The following is a 20,343-nucleotide window of genomic DNA, read 5'->3' on the forward strand; positions in this document are numbered from 1 at the left end:
GACCCATGAGCACGATCCCCACCAGCACCCCGGCCACCAGCACCCCGGCCACCCCGCCCGTCGGGCCGGCCGACGCCTCGAAGACCCCGCGGTACGCCGGGCTCTCGACCTTCGCCCGCCTCCCGCGGCTCGAGGACGTTCCCGCGGTGGACCTCGCGGTCGTCGGAATCCCGTTCGACACCGGCGTCAGCTATCGTCCCGGCGCCCGCTTCGGCCCGGAGCACGTGCGCGCCTCCAGCCGTCTGCTGCGGCCGTACAACCCGGCCCAGGACTTCTCGGGCTGGGAGGCCGTGCAGGTCGCCGACGCCGGCGACATCGCGGTCAACCCGTTCCACATCGACGAGGCGGTGAACCAGATCGCGGAGGCCGCGGGCGCGCTCGGCGACCGGGTGCGGCGCATCCTCACGATCGGCGGCGATCACACCATCGCGTACCCGCTCCTCAAGGCCGTCAGCGCGAAGCACGGACCGGTGGCGGTGCTGCACTTCGACGCGCACCTCGACACCTGGGACACCTACTTCGACGAGCCGATCACGCACGGCACCCCCTTCCGGCGGGCGTCGGAGGAGGGCTACCTCGACCGCACCGCGTCCGTGCACGTCGGCACCCGCGGTCCGCTCTACAGCAAGCAGGACCTCGAGGACGACGCGCGTCTGGGCTTCTCGATCGTGTCGAGCGAGTACATCGAGGAGCACGGCATCCCGGCCGCCCTCGAGCGCATCCGCGCGCGCGTCGGCGACCGTCCGCTCTACATCTCGATCGACATCGACGTGCTCGATCCGGCACACGCGCCGGGAACCGGGACGCCGGAGGCCGGCGGCCTGACCAGCCGCGAGCTGCTGCGGATCCTCCGCGGCCTCACCGATCTGAACATCGTCGGCGCGGACGTGGTGGAGGTCGCCCCCGCCTACGACCACGCCCAGGTGACCGGCATCGCCGCCGCGCACGTCGCCTACGAGCTGATGACCGCGATGGCGCAGGTGATCGTGCGCGAGGGCAGTGCGCATCCCCGCGGGGCGGCCGATGACTGACGCCGCCGACCGCCGCCCGGTCGCGGTCTACACCGACGTCGAGGACACCGACCCGGCTCCCGGCATCGCACTGCTGGAGGCGCAGGGCTTCGAGGTGCGCGTGCTCGGCACCCGCGACCCCGCTGCGATCGTCGCGGGGGCGCAGGACGCGGACGCCCTCCTTCCCGGCTACGCCGCCGTCACCCGCGAGATGATCGCCGCACTGCCGCGGCTGAAGGTCGTCGCCCTCATGTCGATGGGCTTCGACTACGTGGATGTGGAGGCCGCCACCGAGCACGGCGTCTGGGTGACGAACGTGCCCGGCGCCGCGACGGAGGAGGTCGCGACGCACGCGCTCGCGCTCCTCCTCGCGAGCGCGCGCCAGCTCCCGTTCTACACGGCCTCCGCGACACCGGACCGGTGGAACGAGCGCGCCGCCTCCCCGCCGCCGCGCTTGAGCGAGCAGACCCTCGGCATCCTCGGCCTCGGGCGGATCGGCCGCGAGTTCGCCCGCCTCGCCGGCCCGCTCTTCGGCCGCGTGCTCGGCTATGACCCGATGCTGCCGGACACGCCGGAGATCGTCGCCGACCTCGGCCGGCTCGGCATCGAGCGGGCGAGCCTGGAGGAGGTGCGCGCCGCCTCCGACGCGCTGTCGCTGCACATGCCGTTGACCCCCGAGACGACGGGGATGGTCGACGCGGGGTTCCTCGCCGCGATGCCCGCCGGCTCCCGCCTGATCAACGTCTCCCGCGGCGGCCTCCTCGACAACGCCGCCCTGGTGGATGCGCTCGACCGTGGCAACCTGGCGGGCGCTGCACTCGACGTGCTCGACCAGGAGCCGCCCGCCGCAGGGCATCCCCTCGTCGGGCGTGACGATGTGGTGCTGACTCCGCACATCGCGTACTTCTCGCGCTTCACCGAGGGGGAGTACGTGCGGGTGCAGGCGCAGAACGCGGTGGACGCGGTGCGCGAGGGAGCGCCGGAGGCGCCGGTCAACCGGGTGTGAGCGGTGTCGGCTCCGCACCTCGCGGGCCTGGCGTACCTGCCTCAGGTGGTGCTCGCGCTGCTGTTCGCAGCGCTCGGCTGCTTCATGACCCTCCGGCGGCTGGGCCGGGAGGTGCGGGGGTGGCCGCGCCGGAGAGGACGTGCGCACCTGGACCGTGAGCGGCGGGCGGGGCAGGATCGATGTCGTCATGCACCCACCCTCACCGGAGAGGACTCACCCCATGGCCGGTCTCGGCAACATCGTGTTCTACGCGAACGATCCACAGGCCCTTGCTGATTTCTGGGCCGCTGCGTTCCACTATCCGCCGCAGCGGATCGAGGGGGAGTTCCGCGAGATGCTGATCGCAGGCGGCGTCCCCGCGGACGAGCTGTGGAAGAGGGCCATCGCCGAGAGTCCGGACAGGAGCGGGCCGCGGTTCTTCTTCCATCACGCGGACGGGCCGAAGGCCGGGCGCAACCGGCTGCACCTGGACATCCAGGCGACGCCGGGGCGCCGGCCGACGCCCGAGGAGCTCGACGCCGAGCGGGATCGGCTCGTGGCGCTGGGCGCGACCGTCGTGCGGCTCGTCGACCAGAGCTGGGGGCCGCTGCCCGAGCACTACTACCAGATGCGGGACCCGGAGGAGAACGAGTTCTGCCTGCAGTGACGCGATGACCCCTGGTGCGCGCACCCCTGGGCGGGGCATAGTCGCGACGTGGACCTTCACCTCACCGACACATCCGCCGTCGTCACCGGAGCCAGCAGGGGGATCGGTCTCGCGACCGTCCGTGCGCTGCTGGCCGAGGGTGCGACCGTCGTCGGCGTCGCCCGCACCGCGACCGACGAGATCACCGCCCTCGCGGCGGACCCCCGTTTCCGCTTCGTGGCGGCGGACCTGTCCGACCCCGCCCAGATCGACCGGCTGCGGGAGGCGGTGGGCGACCGGGTCGACGTGCTCGTCAACAACGTCGGCTCGGCGCCGCCGCGGCCGGGCGGCTTCGCCTCCATCACGGACGACGACTGGATGCGGACGTACGAGCTGAACGCGCTCGCGGGCGTGCGCGTGACGCGTTCGCTGCTCGATCTGCTCCCCGACGGCGCCGCGATCGTCACGATCGCGAGCGAGAACTCCCTGCTCGCCGACCCGCTGGTGATGGACTACAGCGCGGCGAAGGCGGCGGCCCTGAGCTTCTCGAAGTCGCTGTCGAAGGAGCTCGGCCCGCGCGGCATCCGGGTCAACTCGATCAGTCCGGGGCCGGTGGCGACGGCGCTGTGGCTCGGCGCGGGCGGGGTGGCGCAGACGGTCTCCGCGGCCGGGGGAGGCTCGCCGGACGAGGTGCGGCGCGGTGCGGAACAGGCGATGGTGACCGGGAGGTTCACCACACCGGAGGAGGTCGCCACGCTGGTGGTCATGCTCGCGAGCCCGCTCCTCGGCAACCTCACCGGCGCGGATGTCGTGATCGACGGCGGGATGCGCCAGACGATGTGAGGAAGCACGGCGCGCGGGCGACCGGTGCCTGCATTTCCAGGATACCGGAGCCCCCGGGGCTTGCGGCAAGCACAGTGTGATGCACCAGAATGGCTGGTCGCGGCCGAGATCCGGCGGCGAGAAGCGGGGTGGTCATGGGCGGTCCGGCAACGGTTCCCGACAGATACGATGCGATCGTCAGCGGGGGTGGTCCGACGGGGATGATGCTGGCGGCGGAGCTGCGGCTCCACGGCGTGTCCGTGCTGGTCCTGGAGCGGGACGCCGAGCCGACGGAGGCGGTGCGAGCACTGGGTCTGCAGCCGCGGAGCATCGAGCTCCTGGATGCGCGGGGCATGCTGGAGCGGTTCCTCGAGCACGGGACGCCTTATCCCGGGGCCGTCGGCTCCTTCGCCGGGCTGACCGGCCCCCGTCCGCTGCGGCTCGACAGCGCTCACGCCTACCTCCTCGGCATCCCGCAACCGGTCACCGACCGGCTGCTGACCGAGCGCGCGGCCGAGCTGGGGGCGGAGATCCGCAGGGGCGCCGAGCTCGTCGGATTCGCGCAGGACGACGACGGCGTGACGGTCGACCTCGCGGACGGAGAGCGGCTGCGCGCGTCCTGGCTGATCGGCGCCGACGGCGGGCGCAGCAGGGTGCGGACGCTCCTGGGCGTCGGCTTTCCCGGCGAGGCGGCCGCGACCGAATGGCTGCTGGGCGAGGTGGAGGTCACGGCGTCCGCGGAGGAGATCGCGACCGTGGGGGCGGAGGTGCGGAAGACGCACCGCGGCTTCGGCATCGGGCCCGCCGGCGACGGACGCTACCGCGCCGTCGTACCCGCGGCCTCGGTCGCGGAAGACCGCTCCGTTCCGCCGACCCTGGAGGAGTTCCGCACGCAGCTCCGCGCCTACGCGGGCACGGATTTCGGCGTGCATTCGCCGCGGTCGCTGTCGCGCTTCACCGACGCCACGCGGCTGGCGGAGCGGTATCGCGTCGGCCGGGTGCTGCTGGCGGGCGATGCGGCGCACGTCCACCCACCGCTCGGCGGGCAGGGATTGAACCTGGGCATCCAGGACGCGGTCAACCTCGGCTGGAAGCTCGCCGCCGAGATCGCGGGCACCGCGCCGGAGGGACTGCTCGACACGTACTTCACGGAGCGGTACGCCGTCGCCGACGATGTGCTCACCCTCACCCGGGCGCAGAGCGTGCTGATCGCGGCCGAGCCGGGGCCGCAGGCCGTGCGCCGGGTCGTCGAGGACCTCCTCTCGTTCGACGACGTCGCCCGGTTCCTGGCCGAGCGGATCAGTGGCACGGGCATCCGCTACGACGTCGACGGCGCCGGTGACGGGAACGCGCCGGAGCTGGTGGGGCGCCGCCTGCGCGACATCCCGCTCGCGGGCGGCGGCCGGCTGTACGAGCACCTGCGCACCGGGCGCGGGCTGCTGCTCGACCCGTCGGGCGCGCTCTCCGTGACGGGGTGGGAGGATCGTGTCGACCTCCTCGTCGCGCGCAGCGACGAGCTCGATGCGTCGGCGATCCTGGTGCGGCCCGACGGTCATGTCGTCTGGATCGGCAGCGATCAGGCCGGGCTGGAGGAGCGGCTGCGCCGGTGGTTCGGCGAGGCGGAGTGAGCTGCGCGGCGCGGATCGCCCGCTACGCGGCTGGTGCCCAGCTTCGCCGCGTACGGTTGCAGCATCTCGGGCAAACTGCCCCTCACCTCGGCTGGGAAGTCGCCTGAACCAGCGGAGGGGCGCATGCCCACATCCACTCTCGGACCGGTCCGTCCGACGCGCACGCGTCCTGAAGGCCGGGCGCCGGTCACCAGCACGTACAACGAACTGCTCGGGGAGGTCCGCGGAGCCGGTCTCCTGGAGCGCCGCCGCGGGTTCTACGCCGGGGTCTTCGCCGTGCTGATCGTCGGCCTGGCCGGCGCATCCGCCGGATTCGTCCTCCTCGGCGACTCCTGGTTCCAGCTGCTGATCGCCGCGGTCCTGGGGGTCATCTTCACGCAGCTCGCCTTCCTCGGTCACGAGGCATCCCACCGGCAGGTGTTCGCGTCCGGCCCGGCCAACGACCGCGCGGGGCGGTTCATCGTCACCTGGCTGGTGGGCATGAGCTACCAGTGGTGGATGACGAAGCACACCCGGCACCACGCCAACCCCAACGTCGTCGGCAAAGACCCCGACATCGCGCGCGACACGATCTCGTTCACGACGGACGACGCAGCCCGCGCCACCGGCCTGCTGGCGGCGATCACCCGCAGACAGGGTCACTTGTTCTTCCCGCTGCTCCTGCTGGAAGGCGTCAACCTCCACGTCACCTCGATCCGCTCCCTCGTCGAGGTGCGCAAGGTCGACGGACGCCGGCGCGAACTCGTCGCGATCGGCACCCGTCTCTCCGTCTATGTGGCGATCGTCTTCCTCATGCTCCCGGTCGGGATGGCGTTCGCCTTCCTGGGCGTGCAGCTCGCCGTCTTCGGCGTCTACATGGGCGCGTCGTTCGCGCCGAACCACAAGGGCATGCCGCAACTGCCGGCCGGAGCCCGCGTCGACTTCCTCAGCAAGCAGGTGCTCACCTCCCGCAACATCCGCGGCGGCTGGTGGATGGACCTCCTCATGGGAGGCCTCAACCACCAGGTGGAGCACCACCTGTTCCCGAGTATGCCGCGGCCCAGCCTCGCCCGCGCTCGCCGGATGGTGCGCGCGCACTGCGCGACCCACGGCATCCCGTACACGGAGACCGGGCTGGTGCGGTCGTATCGGATCGTGATCGACTACCTGAACCGCGTCGGCCTCTCCGCACGTGACCCGTTCGACTGCCCGATGGTCACCCAGTTCCGCCGGGCCTGACGGCCGCGGGCGGCGACGCACGGTGAAATGACCCCCATTCGGGTAATAGTTGCAGTAGTCAACCAACGCCTAAGCTCAAGGGATAACAGGGGGAATCGCACGTGTTCACGCGCGCCCACGCCCCGGTTGCACACCAGACGAGCGACACCGACGTGAATGGGTCATTGACACTGTGAATTCGACGAAGAACACCACCTGGGCCGCACGCGCTGCGGCCGTCGGTCTGAGTGCGGTCATCGCGGGCGGGATGGCGCTCGTCGCCTCCGCACCCGCACACGCCGCCCCGGCCACCGTGGAGGTCCACCAGCAGGACATCCGCTCGAACGAGGACACCTACCCGGGCTGGCACCAGGGGTACGCGAACGCCGAACACCGTGCGGTCGTGGGCGCCAACGGCCTCGAGCTGACCGGCGAGTCGCAGATCCTCTACGGCTACACCGAGCAGGAGCGCCTGACCGGGGCGCAGCTCGAGAGCCTCGTGCAGGCCGGAGGCGTCTCCTGGAAGACCTCGTGGAACTCCGCGTACTTCCAGCTCCCCCTCTTCTACGGGGATGCGACGGCACCCAAGTTCACGACGCTGCGCCCGGCGTCGCCGGTCGAGGGCGCCAACACCGCTGCGCTGACCGACACCTGGGTCACCAGCACGGCGATCACCGACGCCGACGGCGCGCCGCTCTACGCCAAGAACGACTCGGCCACCCTCGGCGACTTCCTCGCCGCGCTCGACGTCGACACCGTCCAGGTGCTCGGTTTCGGCGTGCTCACCGAGGCCGGCACGCAGGCGGACGTCGACTCCGTCACTTTCAACGGCACCACGTACTCGTTCGTCCCCACCGGCACCGCGACGGTCGCGGGTGCTGCGACCGTCGGCACGACGCTGACCGTGTCCCCGGCCGGGTTCCCGGAGGGTTCGCAGTTCTCGTACCAGTGGTTCGCCAGCTCGGGCCAGTCCGGCAGCGAACTCGGCAGCACGACGGACAGCTACACCGTCACCGACGCCGAGGTGGGCATGAGCGTCGGCGTCATCGTGACCGCGACGCTCGCCGGGCACACGACCGCGTGGGTCCGCAGCAGCACGACCGGCGTCGTCACCGCCCCGCAGAAGCCCGCCGCCGTGGCCCCGGTGCCGAACTCGGACGCGCTCCCGGCCTACCTCGCTGCGAACGGCGTCACGCCCGGCACTCCGCTCTCGGCGGGCCTGCCGGCGACGCTCGACCCGACGAAGGGATACACGGCCTCGGTCGAGTGGACCTCGGCGGACTCGTTCGTCGACGTCTACGTGTACTCGACCCCGATCCTCCTGGGCTCGTTCCCGGTCGTCGACGGTAAGGTCCAGGTCACGCTGAGCGCCGACGTGCTCGCTCAGCTGGCCGCCGGATCGCACACGCTCGTACTGGTCGGGCAGAGCTCGGGCGGCGTCCAGGCGGTCGCCCTGAGCGTCGCCGCCGTCACCACGACCGCCGCGCTCGCCGCGACGGGATCCGACGCCGCGATCCCGGCGACGATCGGTGGCCTCCTCGTCCTGCTCGGCGCCGCCGGTGTGCTGGTCGCGCGCCGTCGTCGCTCCGCGCAGGCGTAACGCACCTCACCAGCGACGGCCCCCGTTCCTGGAACGGGGGCCGTCGTCGTGCTGGACGCGGTGTCGACGCGAGCGCGCGGATTGGACACCGTGTCGATTCAGGCGTGCACGGGACGCGACGTAGCATCCCAGGCATGCTCGCCAGCGCCGTCCTCGAAGAACAGCCCGACGTCGATCGGTTGCGCGAGGACGACGTCGTCATCCTCGGCTACGACTGAGTCGTCGCCTGGAGCGTGCCGCACCCGTCCGGCACAGAGCGGCCGCACCGACGTGGCAGCGCAAGGCCCGTCTCGCGAACGTCTGCGCCGGTTCGGGACGTTCGCGGTGCGGCGCCCCGCCGCAGTCGTCCCGAACAGCGGCGGCCGCGACTCAGCGGCGCAGCGCGTTCGCGCGCGCCAGCTCCACCACGATGCTGCGGGTGTCGCCCGGGTTCGCCGCGTCGTACCAGAGGCGGGTCTCCTGACCCTCCATGATCGGGGCGGACTGCTCGATCAGCACGGTCTTCTGCACCCAGCGCTGCGTGCCCTGGAGGTCGGTGAAGGTGAACGTGACGGTGGTGAGGATGCGCGAGCTCTCGTGGAAGAAGTCGTAGCCCTTGTCGCTCACGGTCGCCGTGGTGAGCATTCCGGACTCCATGATGCGCTCGTCCCGTGAGCCCTGGCGTCGGCGGGCGGCCGCGGCGGAGGCGCCGAGGACGAGGAAGAACGCGCCGAGCACGAACAGCGCCCACGCGATCCCGTGGGCGACGACGTTCTGCGTGCCCTGGAGGACGGCCATCAGACCGGCGCCGCCACCGAGGAGCTCCGCCGCGGCGCCGTATCCGAGGCCGACATCCGACCGGCGCAGCATCGTCGCCGTCCAGCCGGCGAATCCGGCGACGGAGAGGATCAGGCCGCCGACCGCTCCGAGCACCGCGCCGACGGGAGGTTCGGCATCCTCGCCGATGAGGGCGAAGCCGCCCCACCCCCATCCCATGAGCACTCCGCCGGCGAACAGCACGACCAGCAGGACGACGACGCGCGTCGTGCTGGGGCGACGCGCCTGGCGGGCGGCGCGGGCGCGGGACGGGTCGACGGTGCTCATGCGGCGCCTCCCGTCGACCGGTTGGCGGGTGCGTTCGTCCGTCCGAGCGTGAACCACAGGATGGCGCCGATCACGGGAACCAGGGTCGCGATCGCGATCCACGCGATCACATACGCGGCGGTGGTGCGGCTCAGCGCGATCTGCACGAGGGCGATCACCCAGAGCACGAGGGGGACCACCCACACCAGCAGCATGATCGTGTGCCATCCCGCGAGTCCGCTCAGCATGGCATTTCCCCCTCATGTCGGCGTCGGTGCGCGCGCTCGGCATCGCCTCCGGCCCGCGCCGCCACTCTACCGTCCGCGCGCAACGACGACCGGCTCACCCGAGAAGCCGGCCGTCGCCTGCCGGTTATCGCGGTGGCGGCCCGCCCCAGCGGGTCGGCGCGCCGTCCGGCCGCGCGGCGCCGCCATGCGGGACGCCGTGGTCACCCAACACAGTAGAGCCGATCGCTGAGAAGTCAACGGATATCAGGGGTTCTGCTCTCAGCGACGCATGTGCGCCTCCAGGGAGATCACCGCCGCTGCGACCGCGTCCGGAGCCTCCCCGCGGGCCGCGCGTAGGGTGGAGGCATGTCCGACTCCCGCGAGCCCGCGCCGCAGCAGGGGGATGCCCGCGTCGACGCCGTGCGCTACCGGCTCCGCAGGGAGGCGCAGGAGCGCGGCGAGGAGGTGGAGGAGGCGAACGCCGGTCAGCCGTCGATGGACCAGCGGGCGCACGTGATCGAGAACGCCATCCAGCAGGCCATCCGCCGTGGCGACTTCGACGACCTGCCCGGCGCCGGCAAGCCGCTGCCGGGCCTGACCGGCACGCACGATCCCGACTGGTGGATCCGGCGCAAGATCGAGCGCGAGAAGCTCACCGGCCTGGGGCCGCCCGCTCTCACGCTCCGCACGGAGGACAGGGAGTTCGCCGAGCGTCTGGATCGCCTCGGCTCCGAACGCGCCGTGCGCGAGCACGTCGAGGACTTCAACCGCCGGGTACGGGAGGCGCGCCGCCAGCTGCAGGGCGGCCCTCCCGTCGTCACCGCGACGCGGGATGCGGACGCGGAGGTCGCGGCGTGGGCGAAGCGCCGTGCCGAACGACTCCGGGTCGCCGAGGAACGGCGCCGGGCGGAGGCGGAGGCGTATGCCGCGCTGAGCCGCCGCGAACGCCGCCGTCTGCGCCGCGCCCGCTGAGGGGCCGTGTCACCGCGCCGGCCTCACCGCGCCGGGCTCACTCCGAGAGGTGCTGCTTCGTGTTCGTGTAGACGATGGAGTCGGCCGTCGCGCCCACGAGCCCGAGCGTCACGCGCAGCAGGTCGTTCGGCACCCCGTCCGCCGGGGGAGGAGTGTCGGCGCCGAGGGTCAGGGAGCGCCCGTCGGCTGTCGTCGCGGTGATCGAGTTCAGGTAGACCTGCACGTGGCCCTTCAACGTCATCGTGTCCGCCGTGGTGGCGAGCGACGGGCCGGTGTCATGCCGCACGGTGAGGCTGAAGCCGCCGATCGTGATGCTCTCGGCCGAGATCCTCAGCGCGGGGACGCGGCTGCCGTCGGCCAGCGGCACGTTCACGACGGCGATACCGCTGAGCCCGGTGAACGAGAGCGACTGGCTGCCGAGCTGGGCCGGCGGCTGAGTGAAGATCGGGGCGCTCGTGTCGTCGGTGGGCGCCGGAGCCGGCGTCGCGGGCGCGGAGGGCGTTGAGCCCGGAGCGCCCGGTGCGGGCGTCGGCGTGGGCAGCAGCGGGTCGAGCGGTGAGCCCGGCGCGCCCGAGCCGCCCCCGGTCCCGGACCCCGGCGAGGGTGTCGGTGTCGGTGTCGGAGTCGGTGTCGAGCACGGGATCAGGATCGGGATGCAGAACTCGCTGCGCGCGGTGGCCGGGAGGCGCGCCGCGCCGAGACCGCCCACGGCGACGACCACGCACGCCAGCAGAGCGCCGACCATGACGCCGGGCCGCGTCCGCCTGCCGTGCGGGCTCATCGCTCGTCGTCTCCGGCGTCGGTCGAGGTCTTCTTCGGCATCCATGCCACCGTGAGCACGCCTCCGACGCTGGCCAGCAGCATCCCGACGAAGAACCCGCCGAGGTTGACGCCGACGAGCGAGTACACGGCGACCGCGAGGGCGATGACCCCGTAGAAGACGTGGTGGGCGGGCATCGCGACGGCCAGGACGCCGAGCAGCACCAGCACGATCGGGATGATCGTCGCCTGGAGACCCTCGATCCCGAGCTGCACGTGGATCTTGCCGATGTCGAGCTGCCCGGAGAAGAACAGCTCGATGCCGCCGAGCGCCGTGAGCAGCCCGCCGACGAATGGACGGGAGCGACGCCAGGAGCGGAACCGTGCGCGCCGCGAGCCGGAGGGGGCGCGGACGACGCCCGCCGTCCGGCCGCCCGACGCCGCGGCCGCCGCGTTCAGAAGCACCCCTTGGAACCGTCCGTCAGCTGCACGTGCATTCCGGTGAGGGTGAACACGGAGGCCTGCGTGCTCCAGGCCGTCTGCTGCAGGTTCGAGATCGTGACGGTGTCGGCGTCCTGTGCGAAGTCGCCTGCGGTGCCCTTGGCGGCCGTGTTGACCGCGGAGGCGTCGACGCCGATCCTGATGTTGCCGAACTGCGAGTCGCCCTTGAGGTCGGTCATGCCGATCTGGAGGTCGGAGGCCGAGGCGGGCGAACCGCCCCCGCCCGCGGTGATGAGCATGCCGACCTTGCCGAGCGGGGTGTCGGTGACGACCGACTGGCAGAGGTCGGCCAGTGTCGCCGACTTGATGTTGGCGATCGCGACCTGGTGCTCTGTGCCCGCAGTGTCGGGTGCGACGCCCGCGTACTGCGAGAATCCGCTGCCCTCCAGCTTCGAGGCGGAGATCTGGAATTGGCTGCCCGAGACGGCGAACGACACGGGCACGGCTCCCTGCGCGACTCCCGCCATCAGCAGTGTCGACACCACGGCGACGGGCACGGCGGCGAGCACGATGCGGCCCCCGTGGGTGCCGGCGAACTTTCGAAACCTCATCGATCCTCCTGTTCGGGGCCGTGACAGCGCCAGTGCGGTCAGGTCCAGGAGCAAACCTAGACGTTATTGACAGTTTGTCAATAGGTGGCACCCGTTCGAGGGGCCGGACGCGGCCAGATCGTGTAGCTGACCGCCCACAGTGCGTCGATCCCGACCACCACGCACAGGATCGGGAGGAACGCCGCGACCGCCTGTGAGCGTTCCGGATCTCCCGCGACGAGGATCAGCAGGCCGATGACGCCGGCGGCGATGGCGGCGCCGAGCAGGGTGCGGAGCACATCCCGCCAGCAGGCGCGGGTGTAGTCCGCCCCTGTGCGCCTGATCGGGGCAGGACCGTCGGCGAAGCGGTGGGCGAAGCGGATGTCCGCCCACCGGATCATCGCGTCCCCGTATGCGACCGACAGGCCGAGGTAGATCGCTGCGATACCGTGCGCTGCCGTCGCCGTCGCTCCTCCGGCGAGATCGATCGCGGTCGTGGCCAGGAGCAGCACGTCGGTCACCGGGGCGAGGGCGAGCAGCGCGGCCCCGAGGCGACGCCGGCGGAGCAGATAGCGAGCACTGAGCCCCGCGACGATGAAGACCCAGAACAGGACCTCGCAGGCGATGATCACGGCGACGACCACGGACACCCCTTCCTGGTTGGTAGCACGATTGTACTAGCAAATTAGCACGCTCGTGCTAGCATCCGATTCCATGCCGCGCACGATCGACCACGACGCCCGCAAAGCCGACCTCGCCCAGGCTGTCTGGCGCGTCATCGCCGATCGTGGTCTCGGAGCGGTCTCGGTTCGCACCGTGGCCGCGGAGGCGAAGGTGGCGGTCGGGTCCCTCCGGCATCTGTTCCCGACGCGGACCGAGTTGATCGAGTTCTCCGCCGAGCTGATGGTCGAGCGCGTCACCGACCGCATCCAGGCCCTCCCGCGCCGCGCCGACCCCCGGGAATACGCGCTCGACGTGCTCACCGAGCTGCTTCCGCTGACGGCGGACGGCCGCGCCGAGCTGGAGGTCAACATCGCGCTCATCGCGGAAGCGCCCGCCGAGCCGGGCCTCGCCCGCATCCGCGACATCGCCGACCAGGCGCTGTCGCGGGCATGTCTCCACCTGGTTCGCCTCCTCCGCCGGGAAGCCGGGACCGAGGGTGCCGACGCCGGTGCGGACGACACCGGTGCGGACGCCGCCGATCGAGAGCGCGCGCTCGGCACGGACGCGCTCCGCCTGCACGCTCTCGTCGACGGCCTCGCCCTCCACCTGCTCGTGCGCGACGGGTCCCCGGAGTGGGCGCTGGACATCCTCCGCGCCGAGGTCGACCGCCTCGCCGCCTAGGCTGGCAGCATGTCCACCGATCGGCGCACCCGGCTCACTCCGGACGAGCGTCGTGCCCAGTTGGTGGCGCTCGGCATCGCCCTCCTGGCCGAAGAGCCGCTGGATGCGCTCACGATCGACATCCTCTCCGAGCGCGCCGGGGTCTCCCGGGCGCTCCTCTTCCACTACTTCGGCTCGAAGCAGGGCTTGCACCGGGAGGTCGTCCGCACCGCCCGCGACAGCATGCTGCACGCCACGGAACCGGTGCCAGAGCTGCCCCCGCTCGAGCGCCTCCACGACACGCTCGAGCGCATCGTCCGGTTCGTGCGCGAGCACCGCGGCACGTTCTACTCGCTCGTGCGCGGCGTGGCGAGCGGCGACAGCGAGGTGCGCGCCGTCGTGGAGGAGGCGCGGGAGGAACAGGCCGGCCGCGTCGTCGCGGCCTTCCTCGAACTCGGCGTGCCCGACACTCCGCTGCTGCGCATCGCGCTGCGCTCGTGGGTGGCCTTCGCCGAGGAGGCCCTCGTCGAGAGCGCACTCGGCACCGACCTCTCGTCCGACGAGATCGTCGGCTTCCTGGAACGGAGCGCCCGCGGCGTGGTCGCGGCGATCCCGGTTCCCGGCCGGCCGGCCTAGATCCCTTCCTCCTCCACGTCCTCCTCCGTCAGCACACCCTCGTCGGGGTCGTCCAGGAGGTCGTGCTCATCCTCGATCGGGGAGGCCTCGTCGCCGGCCGGGTTGCCCCAGACGGTCTCGCCGGCGACGCCGTCCGTGGTGACGAGCTCGTCGGCGAAGTCGGCCTCGGCGATGGGGTCGTCGGCGGCGTAGTCGACGTCGCCGTCGGCGGGATCGACCCAGCCCGCGGTGTCGCCGGCGTCTCCGTCGCCGTACTGCTCGTCCTCGACGCCGTCCTCGGGGATGCGGTCCATGCGGGGCCTCCTGTCGCTGCGGGATGCGGTGGGTGCGATGCGGCGAACCTACACCCGCACGCGGCGACGCAGAAGGCGGCCGGCCCGTGAGAGCCGGCCGCCGTCTCGAGCGGTGCGGGAGCGGTCAGCTCTTCTTCGGGAAGGTGACCGAGCCGCTGTCACCGGCGTCCTTGACGGCGGTGGCGACGAACGTGGCGAACTGGGTGGCGTCGGTGAAGCCGCCCTGGTAGCGCTCGCCGTTGACGAACACGGTCGGCGTGCCGAAGCCGCCGCTGGTGGGGTTCGCGAGCTGCTTGCTGGCGACCGCCTCCTTGGTGCGGTTGGTGACGAACTGCGCGTAGGTCTGGTTGTTCACGCAGTCGGTGATCGCCTTCGACTCGACGCCCGCATCCTTGAACAGCTTCAGGATCTCGGCGTTCGTGAGTCCGGTGCCGGTCTGCTCATCCGGCTGGTTGGCGAAGAAGGCGCTGTTGATGTCGAAGAACTTGTCCGGGTCGTAGTTGGCCACGCACGCGGCCGCGGCCGCGGACCGCGTCGAGTACTTGTTGTTCGTCGACGAGTCGAGGATGGCGACCGGGTGGATCTCGAGGGTCGCGGTGCCGTCGGCCATCATCTTCTTCATCTGGTCGCTGTTCGTCGTCTCGAACTGGTCGCAGTAGGGGCACTGGTAGTCGAGCCAGATCTGGATGTGCGCCGTCTTGCCGTCCAGCTTCTGCGTGGTCGGCGTCGGGGCGTCGCCGCCCGTGATCGCGGCGCTGGTCACGGCCTGGTCGGCCTGGGTGAGCACGATGCCGCCGCTGATCATGTTCTTGGGATTGGCGACGTTGGCCGAGGCGCTGACGCTCGAGTAGATGACGAGGCCGACGACCGTGAGCACCGCGAGCACACCGACGATCACGGAGCTCTGGACGATGACCTTACGGCGCTTCGCCTTCTTCGCGGCCTCCTCGCGCATGAGGCGCGCGGTCTCGCGCGCCTCTTCGCGACGGTCGCGTTTGCTCGGGCCGGAGGCCCCTCTACCCGTTGCCATTCAGTTCATCCCATCCGAGTGCGGACATTCCTCCACCGATCGTAGGGGTAGTTACCTATGAGAGGGCTGGTGGCATCGGCGCCAGCCTAGGGCCATGCGAACAGACGATGGCGTGAGCTGATGGCGGACGGGACGCCGGACGCAGGCACGGGCGAGGGCACGGCGGGCGACGAGTACGCCGAACGGCTCCGGCGGCTCGACGGATCGTGGTGGAGGCGCACGCTGAACGTGCAGGCGCCGTACCGCTGGAACATCCGCCGCCTGCGGCTCGGCCGGGTGCTGGACGTCGGCTGCGGACTCGGCCGCAACCTCGCGCACCTCGGCAACAACGGGGTCGGCGTCGACCACAACGCGGCGTCGATCGAGATCGCGCGGGCGCGCGGCCTGACGGCGTTCACCTCCGACGAGTTCCCGTCGACCGAGTACGCGGTGCCCGGCGCCTTCGACTCCATGCTCGCCGCGCACCTGGTCGAGCACCTCGACGCGGATTTCGCGGTCTCGCTCCTGACGGACTACCTCCGGTACATCAAGCCGGGCGGCCGCGTCTGCTTCATCACCCCGCAGGAGGTCGGCTACCGCAGCGACGCCACCCACGTCAACTTCGTCGACTTCGACGGCCTGGCGCGGCTCAGCGAGAGGAACGGCGTGCGGCCGGAGCGCCACTACTCATTCCCCTTGCCGCGCGCGGCGGGCAAGGTCTTCCAGTACAACGAATTCGTCATGGTCTCCCGGATCCCGTCGGCGTAGCGTCCGCCCCTCGTTCGGGTCCTTGCCGTGCGCGGCCGCACTCGGCAGACTGCAGCGAGCACGACCCGAAGGAGCGAACGTGACACGACGCAGGCTGACCTCGCTGGGCTGGCCGATCGCCGCCGCCGCAGCCGCCCTGGCGCTCGTGGTCGGTGTGTCCGCCTACGCCGCGGGCGGGCGCGCTCCGGAAGAGGTCGCCGAGTCCGACGCCTCCTCATTCGTGTCGGTGCCGACCGCCTCGGCGCCGCACACGCCGCAGATCGAGGTGACCACCGTCGACGTGGAGGTCGCCCTCCCGTTCGCGTCGACGACCGTCGACGACCCCGGCCTCGATGTGGGCGTCCGCTCGGTCACGACGGAGGGACGCGACGGCGTCACCACGCGCCGATACAGCGTCACGCTGGTCGACGGGGCGGAGACGTCGCGCACCCTCGTCTCCGAGACCGTGACCACACCGCCCGTCGATCAGGTCACGAGTGTGGGCACGCGACAGCCGGCTCCGGCCGCAGAAGCCGCCCCGCCGCCGCAGCAGCAGGGGACCTGCGACCCGAACTACTCCGGAGCCTGCGTCCCGATCGACTCGGATGTCGACTGCGCCGGCGGCAGCGGCAACGGACCCTCCTACGTCAGCGGGCCGGTGCAGGTCGTCGGGACGGACATCTACGACCTGGACCGCGACGGCGACGGGGTCGGCTGCGAGTAGCCGCTGCACCATCGCCGCCCCCTCTCAGCGGACGGCGGCCGAGCCGGTCGCGCCGACGGGCACGAGGCGCTGCAGCTGGGTGACGTGCCCCGGCGTCAGCTCGGCGAGCGACGAGACCTCGAGCAGCTGCATGGTGCGGACGATCTGGTCGGACAGGATGCGGATGGTGCGGTCGACGCCCGCGCGGCCTCCCGCCATCAGGCCGTACAGGTACGCGCGGCCGATGAGGGTGAACTTGGCGCCGAGCGCGTACGCGGCGACGATGTCGGCGCCGTTCATGATGCCGGTGTCGATCGCGACCTCGGTGTGGTGGCCGACCTCCTGCACCACCTTGGGCAGGAGGTGGAACGGGATGGGCGCGCGGTCGAGCTGCCGGCCGCCGTGGTTCGAGAGCACGATGCCGTCGACGCCGAGATCGACCAGCTTGGCGGAGTCCTCGACGTTCTGCACGCCTTTGACGACGATCTTGCCCGGGAACAGGTCGCGGATGATCTTCAGGTCGTCGAAACTGATCGACGGGTCCATCGCGGCGTCGAGCAGGTCGCCGACGGTGCCGCCGGTCGACGACAGCGACGCGAACTCCAGCTTGGGCGTCGTGAGGAAGTCGTACCACCACCACGGGCGCGGGATGGCGTTGACGATCGTGCCGAGCGTGAGCTGCGGCGGGATCGAGAAGCCGTTGCGCTTGTCGCGCAGGCGCGCGCCGGCGACCGGCGTGTCCACGGTGAAGAACAGGGTGTCGAATCCGGCCGCGGCGGCCCGGCGCACGAGCTCGTACGAGATCTCGCGTTGGCGCATGACGTAGAGCTGGAACCAGTTGCGGCCGGTCGGATTGGCCGCCTTCACGTTCTCGATGGACGTCGTGCCGAGCGTGGAGAGGGTGAACGGGATGCCCGCCGCACCGGCGGCTCCGGCGCCAGCGACCTCGCCCTCGGTCTGCATCAGGCGCGTGAAGCCGGTCGGTGCGATGCCGAACGGGAGGGCGGAGGGGCCGCCCCAGATCTCGCACGAGGTGTCGACGACCGACACGTCCTTCAGGATCGACGGGTGGAACTCGATGTCCTGGAACGCCTGACGGGCGCGGGCCAGCGAGAGCTCGCCCTCCGCGGCGCCCTCGGTGTAGTCGAAGGCGGCCTTCGGGGTGCGGCGCTTGGCGATGCGCTGCAGGTCCTCGATCGTGAGTGCGCCCTGCAGGCGGCGCTTCTTCGCGTCGAGCTCCGGCTTCTTGAACTTCATCAGCTCGAGGAGCTCGGCGGGCTGGGGGAACTGGCGGGTGACCATGTGCGGGCTGCCTATCTGGATTCGTGGGTGGCGGTGGCGGTGGCGATGGCGGGTTCGGAGTCGGGGGCGGACGGGAAGGCGTCGCGGTAGTAGCCGCTGATGTGCGCGTGGACGCGCGTGCGCGCCGCTGCGGCATCGCCTGCTCCGATCGCCTCGACCACCGCGCGGTGCTCGGCCCGCAGGCGGGCGGCCATGGCCTCCCAGTCGGTGATGCGGGCGAGGCCGGCGAGCACGTAGCCCTCGATGGAGGTGCGGAGGCCGGCCATCGTCGCCGCGACGACGGTGTTGCCCGAGGCGTCGGCGAGCGCGAGGTGGAACTGCGCGTCGAGCGCGAGGAACTCCTGCGGCGTGAGCGCCGGGTCGTCCATCGCATCGAGCAGCTGCCCGGCATCGGCGAGGCCGACCGCGCCGGGGCGCTCGGCGAGCTCGTCGGCGACGGCGGTCTCGAGTAGCAGTCGCGTGCGGACGACATCGGCGACGGGGAAGCCGCTGGCCGCGACCTGGAGCCGCATGAGCGCCTGCATGCCGCCGACGGGCCGCGCGACGATGATCGCGCCGGAGGTCGGTCCCGAGCCGGTCTGGGTGCGGACGAGACCCATCGCCTCCAGCACGCGGATGGCCTCGCGCACGCTCGAACGGCCCACGCCGAGCTCGGCGGACAGCGCCCGCTCCGCGGGGAGGTGGTCGCCCGGCCGGAGCCGTCCGTCGACGAGGCGCGCCTCGATGTGGGCGAGCACGCCCTCCCACGCCCGCGGCTCCGCGGTCATCGCCCCTCCTGTGGTCCGACCATATGGTCAGACCACACTAGCACGCACTCTGCGAGCCGCCCGCATGCATCGAGGCGGCGAATAGCGGGCCGTCTCGGTGCGAGACGGCCCACTATTCGCCGCCTCGATGGAGGGGCGCGCGCGGGCTACTCGGCGGTGGCAGGCTGGTGGCCGAGCTCGACGTCCTCGACCCGGGAGCGCGGCATCGCGAGGCCGGCGACGATGGTGAGGGCGGCCGCGATCGCCACGGCGACGAACACCGCGGTGGACGCCGCCTGCACCGTTCCCGGGTCGTGGTCGCCGCCGGCGGAGGAGGCGATGATGGCGTTCGCGATCGCGCCGAACACGGCGACGCCGACCGAGCTGCCGATCGAACGCGAGAACATGTTGGTTCCGGTCACCACGCCGCGTTCGTTCCACGCGACGCTCGACTGCGCGGCGATGAGGGTCGGGGTCGCGACCAGGCCCATCCCGAGCCCGACCACGAAGCAGCTGATCGCGACGAACGCGACGCTCGGGTGCACGGAGGTCGCGGCGAGCGCGATCGCGCCGACGATGGCGATGGAGGTGCCGAGCAGCGCCGTGCTGCGGAACCCGATCCGCAGGTAGAACCGGCCGGAGAGGCTCGCCGCGATCGGCCAGCCCAGGGTCAGGGCGGCGACGGCGAGCCCGGCGATCAGCGGGGAAGCGCCGGTGGTGGTCTCCAGGTACGTGGGGACGTACGAGGTGAGGCCGATCAGGATGGCGCCGATGCCGAGGGAGATCAGGGTCGTGGTCACGAGCAGCCGTCGCGAGAACACCCAGAGCGGCAGGATCGGCTCGGCCGCCCGCCGCTCCACCAGCAGGAAAGCCATGAGCAGCAGCCCGCCGACGACGAAGGCGCCGATGCTCCACACCGAATTCCATGCCCAGGCCTGGCCCCCCTCGAGCACTGCGAGGATGAGGAGGCTCATTCCGACGGTCAGCAGCGCGGCGCCCGCGTAGTCGATGCGGTGCGGCCGGCGCTCGATGTTCTCGTGGAAGTTGCGCGCGAGCATCCACGCGGCCAGGAGGCACAGCGGGATGTTGACGAAGAAGATCCACCGCCACGAGACGAACTGCGAGAAGACTCCGCCGAGGGTCGGGCCGACGACCGAGGAGATCGCCCAGACGCTGGCGAGGTAGCCCTGGACCTTCGCACGCTCGGTGATCGTGTAGATGTCGCCGGCGATGGTGATCGCGATCGGCTGGATGGCCCCCGCACCGAGGCCCTGGATGACGCGGAACAGGATGAGCGCGGGCATCGACCAGGCAAAGCCGCACAGGATCGAGCCGAGCAGGAAGAGCCCGATCCCGATGAGGACCAGGGGCTTGCGGCCGACGGTGTCGGCGAGCTTCGCATACACGGGGACCGAGACGGCCTGTGCCAGCAGGTAGACCGAGAAGAGCCAGGGGAACTGCGAGAACCCGCCCAGGTCGGTGACGATCGACGGCACGGCGGTCGCCAGGATCGTGGAGTCGATCGCGACGAGTCCTGTCGTCAGCATGAGGGCGATCAGGACGGGGCCGCGCTCGGACCGGAAGCCGACACTCGCGTGGGTGGGATTGTTCACACGTGTGAACAACGCACGGAGGCTTCGTCCAT

General features: G+C 71.5%; 23 protein-coding genes. 12 read left to right on the forward strand and 11 right to left on the reverse strand.

Annotated features, from left to right (window positions below):
• The first annotated feature begins 5 nt into the window (after positions 1-5).
• From speB to LLS1_RS10390, 7 genes are all read left to right on the forward strand, one after another.
• The gene (gene speB / locus LLS1_RS10360) at positions 6-1,031 is read left to right on the forward strand and encodes an agmatinase (protein WP_226655304.1); all 1,026 of its coding nucleotides are present in this window, start codon (positions 6-8) and stop codon (positions 1,029-1,031) included.
• Positions 1,024-2,016 (forward strand): C-terminal binding protein, encoded by a 993-nt coding sequence (locus LLS1_RS10365; RefSeq protein ID WP_226655306.1) that lies wholly within the window; start codon positions 1,024-1,026, stop codon positions 2,014-2,016. The genes speB and LLS1_RS10365 overlap by 8 nt, the downstream gene beginning before the upstream one ends.
• A 220-nt stretch (positions 2,017-2,236) precedes the next feature.
• The gene (locus LLS1_RS10370; protein WP_226655308.1) at positions 2,237-2,662 is read left to right on the forward strand and encodes a VOC family protein; all 426 of its coding nucleotides are present in this window, start codon (positions 2,237-2,239) and stop codon (positions 2,660-2,662) included.
• A 48-nt stretch (positions 2,663-2,710) separates the two neighbouring features.
• Entirely contained in the window at positions 2,711-3,484 is a 774-nt protein-coding gene (locus LLS1_RS10375) for an SDR family NAD(P)-dependent oxidoreductase (protein WP_226655310.1), read from the forward strand.
• Between the two features lie 134 nt (positions 3,485-3,618).
• The gene (locus LLS1_RS10380) at positions 3,619-5,091 is read left to right on the forward strand and encodes an FAD-dependent monooxygenase (RefSeq protein WP_226655312.1); all 1,473 of its coding nucleotides are present in this window, start codon (positions 3,619-3,621) and stop codon (positions 5,089-5,091) included.
• 123 nt (positions 5,092-5,214) lie between these two features.
• Positions 5,215-6,309: an acyl-CoA desaturase gene (locus LLS1_RS10385; protein WP_226655314.1), complete on the forward strand. Its 1,095-nt coding sequence runs from the start codon at positions 5,215-5,217 to the stop codon at positions 6,307-6,309.
• A 172-nt stretch (positions 6,310-6,481) separates the two neighbouring features.
• On the forward strand, positions 6,482-7,888 hold the full coding sequence (locus LLS1_RS10390) for an LPXTG cell wall anchor domain-containing protein (RefSeq protein ID WP_226655316.1): 1,407 nt from the start codon (positions 6,482-6,484) through the stop codon (positions 7,886-7,888).
• Between the two features lie 369 nt (positions 7,889-8,257).
• Here the strand turns inward: LLS1_RS10390 and LLS1_RS10395 are convergent, their stop codons facing one another.
• Positions 8,258-8,971: a DUF3592 domain-containing protein gene (locus tag LLS1_RS10395; RefSeq protein ID WP_226655318.1), complete on the reverse strand. Its 714-nt coding sequence runs from the start codon at positions 8,969-8,971 to the stop codon at positions 8,258-8,260.
• Positions 8,968-9,198, reverse strand: a complete 231-nt coding sequence (locus tag LLS1_RS10400; protein WP_223357636.1) for a PLD nuclease N-terminal domain-containing protein — start codon at positions 9,196-9,198, stop codon at positions 8,968-8,970. Before LLS1_RS10400 ends, LLS1_RS10395 begins: the two co-directional genes overlap by 4 nt.
• Before the next feature lie 345 nt (positions 9,199-9,543).
• Here LLS1_RS10400 and LLS1_RS10405 point away from each other — a divergent pair, with 345 nt between their 5' ends.
• Positions 9,544-10,149 carry a DUF1992 domain-containing protein gene (locus LLS1_RS10405; protein ID WP_226655320.1) on the forward strand — a complete coding sequence of 202 codons (606 nt, stop codon included), beginning with the start codon at positions 9,544-9,546 and terminating at the stop codon, positions 10,147-10,149.
• A gap of 37 nt (positions 10,150-10,186) precedes the next feature.
• Here the strand turns inward: LLS1_RS10405 and LLS1_RS10410 are convergent, their stop codons facing one another.
• The 4 genes from LLS1_RS10410 to LLS1_RS10425 form a co-directional block, all read right to left on the reverse strand.
• Complete coding sequence (locus tag LLS1_RS10410; protein WP_226655322.1) at positions 10,187-10,930, reverse strand: hypothetical protein; 744 nt, start codon at positions 10,928-10,930, stop codon at positions 10,187-10,189.
• Complete coding sequence (locus LLS1_RS10415) at positions 10,927-11,373, reverse strand: DUF6114 domain-containing protein (RefSeq protein WP_226655324.1); 447 nt, start codon at positions 11,371-11,373, stop codon at positions 10,927-10,929. Before LLS1_RS10415 ends, LLS1_RS10410 begins: the two co-directional genes overlap by 4 nt.
• Positions 11,364-11,960, reverse strand: coding sequence for a DUF6230 family protein (locus LLS1_RS10420; protein ID WP_226655326.1), 597 nt, complete (start codon positions 11,958-11,960; stop codon positions 11,364-11,366). Before LLS1_RS10420 ends, LLS1_RS10415 begins: the two co-directional genes overlap by 10 nt.
• A gap of 77 nt (positions 11,961-12,037) precedes the next feature.
• The gene (locus LLS1_RS10425; RefSeq protein ID WP_226655328.1) at positions 12,038-12,583 is read right to left on the reverse strand and encodes a hypothetical protein; all 546 of its coding nucleotides are present in this window, start codon (positions 12,581-12,583) and stop codon (positions 12,038-12,040) included.
• Between the two features lie 70 nt (positions 12,584-12,653).
• Between LLS1_RS10425 and LLS1_RS10430 the strand changes: the two genes are divergently transcribed.
• Together LLS1_RS10430 and LLS1_RS10435 are read left to right on the forward strand one after the other, a co-directional pair.
• Positions 12,654-13,283 carry a TetR/AcrR family transcriptional regulator gene (locus tag LLS1_RS10430; protein ID WP_226655330.1) on the forward strand — a complete coding sequence of 210 codons (630 nt, stop codon included), beginning with the start codon at positions 12,654-12,656 and terminating at the stop codon, positions 13,281-13,283.
• Positions 13,284-13,292: 9 nt separating this feature from the next.
• Positions 13,293-13,898, forward strand: coding sequence for a TetR/AcrR family transcriptional regulator (locus LLS1_RS10435; protein ID WP_226655337.1), 606 nt, complete (start codon positions 13,293-13,295; stop codon positions 13,896-13,898).
• On the opposite strand, the gene LLS1_RS10440 is transcribed toward LLS1_RS10435, so the two are convergent.
• Both LLS1_RS10440 and LLS1_RS10445 read right to left on the reverse strand, forming a co-directional pair.
• Entirely contained in the window at positions 13,895-14,191 is a 297-nt protein-coding gene (locus tag LLS1_RS10440) for a hypothetical protein (protein ID WP_226655339.1), read from the reverse strand. The genes LLS1_RS10435 and LLS1_RS10440 overlap by 4 nt on opposite strands.
• A gap of 124 nt (positions 14,192-14,315) precedes the next feature.
• A complete protein-coding gene (locus tag LLS1_RS10445) occupies positions 14,316-15,221 on the reverse strand; it encodes a thioredoxin domain-containing protein (RefSeq protein ID WP_226655340.1) in 906 nt (301 codons plus the stop codon).
• A 120-nt stretch (positions 15,222-15,341) separates the two neighbouring features.
• On the opposite strand from LLS1_RS10445, the gene LLS1_RS10450 reads away from it, so the two are divergent.
• Positions 15,342-15,968, forward strand: coding sequence for a bifunctional 2-polyprenyl-6-hydroxyphenol methylase/3-demethylubiquinol 3-O-methyltransferase UbiG (locus LLS1_RS10450; RefSeq protein WP_226655342.1), 627 nt, complete (start codon positions 15,342-15,344; stop codon positions 15,966-15,968).
• Between the two features lie 79 nt (positions 15,969-16,047).
• Entirely contained in the window at positions 16,048-16,671 is a 624-nt protein-coding gene (locus LLS1_RS10455) for a G5 domain-containing protein (RefSeq protein WP_226655344.1), read from the forward strand.
• A 24-nt stretch (positions 16,672-16,695) separates the two neighbouring features.
• Here LLS1_RS10455 and LLS1_RS10460 read toward each other — a convergent pair whose 3' ends face one another.
• From LLS1_RS10460 to LLS1_RS10470, 3 genes are all read right to left on the reverse strand, one after another.
• Entirely contained in the window at positions 16,696-17,952 is a 1,257-nt protein-coding gene (locus LLS1_RS10460; protein ID WP_226655345.1) for an alpha-hydroxy acid oxidase, read from the reverse strand.
• Between the two features lie 11 nt (positions 17,953-17,963).
• Entirely contained in the window at positions 17,964-18,719 is a 756-nt protein-coding gene (locus LLS1_RS10465; RefSeq protein ID WP_226655347.1) for a FadR/GntR family transcriptional regulator, read from the reverse strand.
• 146 nt (positions 18,720-18,865) lie between these two features.
• The gene (locus tag LLS1_RS10470) at positions 18,866-20,311 is read right to left on the reverse strand and encodes an MDR family MFS transporter (RefSeq protein ID WP_374758266.1); all 1,446 of its coding nucleotides are present in this window, start codon (positions 20,309-20,311) and stop codon (positions 18,866-18,868) included.
• Between the last annotated feature and the right edge of the window lie 32 nt (positions 20,312-20,343).

Source organism: Leifsonia sp. LS1, from assembly GCF_020521355.1.
Taxonomy (GTDB): domain Bacteria; phylum Actinomycetota; class Actinomycetes; order Actinomycetales; family Microbacteriaceae; genus Leifsonia.